The organism is Mesorhizobium sp. M7A.F.Ca.CA.004.12.1.1 (assembly GCF_003997835.1).
Lineage (GTDB): Bacteria > Pseudomonadota > Alphaproteobacteria > Rhizobiales > Rhizobiaceae > Mesorhizobium.
Window position 1 is genome coordinate 1 of sequence record NZ_RZRK01000700.1, and the last position, 3,193, is coordinate 3,193.

6 protein-coding genes are annotated in these 3,193 nt (G+C 60.9%); 1 reads left to right on the top strand and 5 read right to left on the bottom strand.

What is annotated here, in order from left to right; translation table 11 throughout:
* The 4 genes from EN984_RS27905 to coaD form a co-directional block, all read right to left on the bottom strand.
* Positions 1 to 117: DMT family transporter (locus EN984_RS27905; RefSeq protein ID WP_206517490.1), on the bottom strand; the 117-nt coding region annotated here is incomplete at its 3' end.
* 12 nt (positions 118 to 129) lie between these two features.
* Positions 130 to 642, bottom strand: a complete 513-nt coding sequence (locus tag EN984_RS27910; protein WP_127269467.1) for a peptidylprolyl isomerase — start codon at positions 640 to 642, stop codon at positions 130 to 132.
* Positions 643 to 680: 38 nt separating this feature from the next.
* Positions 681 to 1,268 carry a peptidylprolyl isomerase gene (locus EN984_RS27915; RefSeq protein WP_127269468.1) on the bottom strand — a complete coding sequence of 196 codons (588 nt, stop codon included), beginning with the start codon at positions 1,266 to 1,268 and terminating at the stop codon, positions 681 to 683.
* 16 nt (positions 1,269 to 1,284) lie between these two features.
* A complete protein-coding gene (gene coaD, locus EN984_RS27920; RefSeq protein WP_127272529.1) occupies positions 1,285 to 1,785 on the bottom strand; it encodes a pantetheine-phosphate adenylyltransferase in 501 nt (166 codons plus the stop codon).
* Positions 1,786 to 2,086: 301 nt separating this feature from the next.
* Here coaD and EN984_RS27925 point away from each other — a divergent pair, with 301 nt between their 5' ends.
* Positions 2,087 to 2,239 (top strand): hypothetical protein, encoded by a 153-nt coding sequence (locus tag EN984_RS27925; protein ID WP_081714296.1) that lies wholly within the window; start codon positions 2,087 to 2,089, stop codon positions 2,237 to 2,239.
* Between the two features lie 69 nt (positions 2,240 to 2,308).
* Here the strand turns inward: EN984_RS27925 and EN984_RS27930 are convergent.
* The coding region (locus tag EN984_RS27930; RefSeq protein ID WP_272483129.1) for a DNA gyrase C-terminal beta-propeller domain-containing protein at positions 2,309 to 3,193 on the bottom strand (885 nt) is incomplete at its 5' end.

Sequence of the window (3,193 nt, forward strand, 5' to 3'; positions counted from 1 at the left end):
CGCAGCCGCCGCGACCGGGAGGCCCAGGCCGCGCGCCAGCTGCGAATTGATCGGCGCCTGAATGGCAATGAAGGCGCCGGACAGGATGCCGAGAAGCGACCAGACGACGCCCATCATTGTCGTTTGCCCTTACTTGACGTCGGCCGCGACTTTCAGCGACACGATCTTGTCGGGATCCTGCACCGGCTCGCCGCGCTTGATCTTGTCGACATTGTCCATGCCTTCGATGACCTGGCCCCAGACCGTGTACTGGCGGTTGAGGAAGGCGGCATCGTCGAAGCAGATGAAGAACTGCGAATTGGCCGAGTTCGGGTTCTGCGAGCGGGCCATCGAGCAGGTGCCGCGAGCATGGTTGGCGTTGGAGAATTCAGCCTTCAAATCCGGCTTTTCAGAGCCGCCCATGCCCGCGCGGGACGGCGCGAAGGAAGGCTTGCTCGAATTGCCGAACTTGACGTCGCCGGTCTGCGCCATGAAACCCTCGATGACGCGGTGGAAGACCACGCCGTCATAGGCGCCTTCCCTGGCCAGTTCCTTGATGCGGGCGACATGGCCGGGCGCCAGGTCGGGGAAAAGTTCGATGACGACCTTGCCCTTGGTCGTTTCCATGATGAGCGCGTTCTCGCGATCCTTGATTTCGGCCATGTCAGATATCCTTTTGAGAAACAGAGTTATTCGACAATTTACTTGTCGGCGGCGATGCGCACCTTAATCATCCGGTCGGGATCGGTGACCGTGCCGTTGTCCGCCTGGTCGCCCTTCTTGATTTGGTCCACCAGTTCCATGCCGCTGACGACATTGCCGACGATCGTGTACTGGCCATCGAGGGGCGGTGCCGGAGCGAACATGATGAAGAACTGCGAATTGGCCGAATTTGGGTCCTGCGAGCGGGCCATACCGACCACGCCGCGCTTATAATGTTCGGTCTGTGAGAATTCGGCCGGCAGGTCGGGCAGGTCGGAACCGCCGGTGCCGGCGGCCTCGGCGCTGAAACCCTTTTTCATATTGCCGAACTTGACGTCGCCGGTCTGCGCCATGAAGCCGTCGATGACGCGATGGAAGGCGACGTTGTCATAGGCGCCTTGGCGCACCAGCTTCTTGATCTGCTCGACATGCTTTGGCGCAAGATCGGGCCTCAGCGCAATGGTGACGTCGCCGTCCTTCAGCGTGATGATCATTGTGTTTTCCGGGTCGGCGGCGAAAGCCGAGACCGACACAGCCACAAGACCGGCGAGCACGACAAGGAACGAGGCTAGCTTTTTCAGCTGCATGGTTTTCTCCGAAAACTTACTTCTTGAACTTGGCTGTGAGCGCACCGGCAACCGCCGCCGGCACGAAGGGGCGAATGTCGCCGCCCATCGAGGCAATCTGGCGAACAAGTGTGGCGGTAATGGTGCGTACCGAAGGACTGGCGGGCAGAAAAACCGTCTGCAGTTGGGGCGCCATGGTCTCGTTCATGCCGGCCATCTGCATCTCATAGTCGAGGTCGGTGCCGTCGCGCAGGCCGCGGATCATGATCGAGGCGCCCTGCTTCCTGGCGGCGTCGATGACCAGCCCGTCGAAGGCGACGACCTTGATGCGGGCACCGTCGCTGCCGAATTCCGTCTTCGTCGCCGTCTCGATCAGCTTCACCCGCTCCTCGAAGGAAAACAGCGGTTGCTTGCCCGGATGGATGCCGATCGCCGCATAAACGATATCCGCCACGGCCAGCGAGGCCTTCAGCACATCGAGATGGCCGTTGGTCAGCGGGTCGAAGGAGCCGGCATAGAGGGCGATGCGTTCAGTCATGGCAGGTGCTTCTAATGCATGATCCCAAAAAGTGGAAACCGGTTTTTGGAAAAGATCATGCTCAAATGAAAGCTAGAGCCCGTTCCGTCTTCCGTCCATCAACAAGATGGAACAGGCTCTAGCGAGCCTCTCTCGCAAAGGCAAATCCGATCGGCGCGCCGGCCGTGAACCTTTTCCGGCACATGAACGACAGATGAACACGCTGATCACGAAGCCTTCACGCAGCGTTCACTAGGTTGCACCTTAATAAGATGAAACCAAAATCCCATCTATCCGTTGTTAGGCGCAGGAGAACACGCACATGCTGATCTACATGCTCGCCACCGCAATGACCGTCGCCATGCTGATCGCCACCGTATTTGGGCTGCATCAGGAGGCGCAACGCATCCGCGTCAAGGCAAACACCAAGCGCTTCGAAGGCTTCGGCCCGCGCAAGCCATATCGTCACTACTGATAAAGCCTGAACTTGCTGCCGCGCCGGCCACCTGGCCGGCGTTGCTATGTCAAAACCCGGGTGCCGGACTTAGTCCGCACCGTCCGGACCGGCGTCAGGCGCCGGAGCGGCATCAGCACCGCCCTCGACCGTCTCATCGCTTTCTTCGTCCGCTTGCGGTTCCGAGATCCGCTCGACCGAAACCACCTTTTCGCCTTCAGCCGTGTTGAAGATGGTCACGCCCTTGGTGGCGCGGCTGGCGAAACGGATGCCGTTGACCGGAACCCGGATGACGGTGCCGCCGTCCGACACCAGCATGATCTGGTCGTCATTGCCGACCGGGAACGTCGCCACCAGCCTGCCAATCTCGGCTGCCTTCGACACATCGGTGGCGCGGATGCCTTTGCCGCCGCGTCCGGTCAGCCGGAAATCATAGGATGACGAACGCTTGCCGTAGCCGAACTCGGTGACCGTCAGCACGTACTGTTCGTGCGCCTTGAGCTCTTCGTATCGGTTGTCGGAAAGCTCCGTCTCCTCGCCGATCTCCTCATTGGTCAGCGCGATCTCTTCCTCTTCGCCGGTCGTTTCCGTGGCAAGCCGCCGCTCCGCCGCCGCGCGCTTCAGGTAAGCGGCGCGTTCCGCTGGCGAAGCATCGACATGCTCTATCACCGACATCGAGATGATGCGGTCGGTCTCGGCCATGGTTATGCCGCGCACACCGACCGAATTGCGGCTCTGGAAGACGCGCACGTCGCCGACGGAGAAGCGTATGCACTGGCCGGAACTGGCGGTCAGCAGCACGTCGTCCTTGTCGGTGCAGGTCTCGACGCCGAGGATCTCGTCGCCTTCTTCCTCCAGCTTCATGGCGATCTTGCCGTTGCGGTTGACCTGGACGAAGTCGGATAGATCGTTGCGGCGCACGGTGCCGCGCGTGGTGGCGAACATCACGTAAAGTTCGCCCCAGCTGGCCTCGTC

What these genes read in the sequence shown, in the direction of transcription:
- EN984_RS27910 (WP_127269467.1), bottom strand. Translation starts at nt 642, where the DNA reads ATGGCCGAAATCAAGGATCGCGAGAACGCGCTCATCATGGAAACGACC.
- EN984_RS27915 (WP_127269468.1), bottom strand. Translation starts at nt 1,268, where the DNA reads ATGCAGCTGAAAAAGCTAGCCTCGTTCCTTGTCGTGCTCGCCGGTCTT.
- coaD (WP_127272529.1), bottom strand. Translation starts at nt 1,785, where the DNA reads ATGACTGAACGCATCGCCCTCTATGCCGGCTCCTTCGACCCGCTGACC.
- EN984_RS27925 (WP_081714296.1), top strand. Translation starts at nt 2,087, where the DNA reads ATGCTGATCTACATGCTCGCCACCGCAATGACCGTCGCCATGCTGATC.